The 2,073-nt window shown below is 68.3% G+C and carries 1 protein-coding gene; it reads left to right on the plus strand.

The window, feature by feature from the left end; translation table 11 throughout:
- Positions 1–1,620 (plus strand): transglycosylase domain-containing protein (locus C1A33_RS24295; RefSeq protein ID WP_243407895.1); only part of this gene is annotated, 1,620 nt, incomplete at its 5' end.
- Between the last annotated feature and the right edge of the window lie 453 nt (positions 1,621–2,073).

Here is a 2,073-nt window from a genome sequence, read left to right on the forward strand (position 1 = left end):
CGGACCTCACAGGAGCGCGAGGTGGCCGCCGGCGACTCGCTGGACCGCAAGATCCAGGAGCTGCGGTACGCGCTCGACATCGAGAAGCGCCTGTCCAAGGACGAGATCCTCGAGCGGTACCTGAACATCGCCTACTTCGGTGACGGTGCCTACGGTGTGGGCACGGCCGCCGAGCACTACTTCGGCGTGCCGATCTCGCAGGTGAACGTCGAGCAGGCGGCGTTGCTCGCCGGCCTGGTGCAGAGCCCGTCGCGGTACAACCCGGCGGCCCATCCGCAGGCGGCGCTCACCCGCCGTAACACCGTGCTCGACAAGATGGCCGAGTACAAGTACATCTCGCCGACCCAGGCGGACGCGGCGAAGCAGGTCCCCATCACCGTGGTGCCCACTCCGCCGCCGGCGGCGGACTCCTGCGTGACGGCCACGGCGCCGTTCTTCTGTGACTACGTCCGCACCCAGCTGCAGGGGAGCCCGTCGCTGGGCAGCACCATGGAGGAGCGCAACCGGCGCATCTACGAGGGTGGTCTGGTCATCCGCACGACGCTGGACCCGCAGGTCCAGCAGGCGGTGCAGGAGGCGGTGAACTCGACGGTCGCGCCGGACAACCGCGTCTCGGCGACGGAGGTCGTGATCCAGCCGGGCACCGGCAACATCCTGGCGATGGCGGTCAACCGGGTGTACGGCCCGGACACCGCCGCGAACCAGACGGTGGTGCCGCTGCCCACGAACGCCACCTTCCAGCCGGGGTCGACGTTCAAGACGTTCGTGCTCGCCGCCGCCCTCGAACAGGGATACGGCACGTCCACGGCGTTCTACTCACCGGCCTGTTACGAGAGCAAGAAGTTCCCTCTGGACCGCGGCGAGGGCGACTGCGCGAAGGGCTTCTCGAACTCGGACCCCGCCGAGGCCGGCATCTACGACATCCCCAAGGGGACCTGGGACTCGGTGAACACCTTCTACGTGCAGCTCGCGGAGAAGACCGGTATCCCGGCGGTGCTGGAGATGGCCAGGCGGCTCGGTGTCAGCCCGCCGCAGGCCGACAAGATCGGCGCCACCGACGGTGCGACGGCGATCGGCGGTGGCCAGTACATGTACGTCTCGCCGCTGCAGATGGCCGACGCCTACGCGACGATCGCCGGCGGTGGCGTGCGCTGCACCCCGCGTTTCGCGACCGGGGCGGTGGACTCCAGCAAGGACCCGATCGACGTCGCGGGACCGCCGAAGTGCGAGCAGGTCCTGGCGAAGGGGGTCGCCGACACGGTGAGCAGCGTGCTGGCCGGCGTGCCGATCAACGGCACCGGCACGAACGCGGCGATCGGGCGCCCCTCGGCCGGCAAGACCGGCACCACCGACGAGTACTCCGCTGCCTGGTACGTGGGCTTCACCCCGCAGATAGCCGCGGCGGTGTCGGTCGGCGACCCGTCGGGCGCCGAATCCCACCCGTTGCGGGGCGTCGTCGCCGACGGCCGGACCTGGCCACGGGTCTTCGGCGGTGACCTGCCGGCCATCATCTGGGGCAAGTCCATGCGGGCGGCACTGGCGAACCTGCCGGTCGTCCCGTTGCCTGCCGCCGACCCGACAGTCGCCCGCGGCACCAAGGGCGGACTATCGACTCCTTGATCGTTCTTCCTATCGTCTGGACGGCAAGTACACCGGAGAGTAATCGAGGCAGGCGCTGCTCGGACCATCCCTCCGGCCGGTATATGTGCTGGTGGTCGGGCCTCGCTCAGGCTCCGTTGCTTTGGTCGCGATCGTCAACGTCGTAGTTTCAACGACGGACTGTAGCCCGCGATGGGGAATCGTCGAAAGGACCTCGCCCTCGGCGCGGCAATGGTGCGGTTACCGCTAAGTCTCGGCAGTAGTGACCTTCAGCTGGCGGGCGGCTGTAACTCACCGCTCTCAGAGCATCTGGCCGATTAGATCTTCGGCTCCTTTTCCGACTGCGGATGTCTTCTGGAGGCGGAGGAAGGCGCGGCGGTAGGTGTCTACCTGGGTGGGGTCGTCGATGGTGATGGGGCGGGTGAGGAGTTCGAGGTGGACGAAGGGGTCGGTGTCGGGGAGGTCTTCGAACAG

Origin of the sequence: Frankia canadensis (assembly GCF_900197875.1) — a bacterium.
GTDB lineage: Bacteria > Actinomycetota > Actinomycetes > Frankiales > Frankiaceae > Frankia > Frankia canadensis.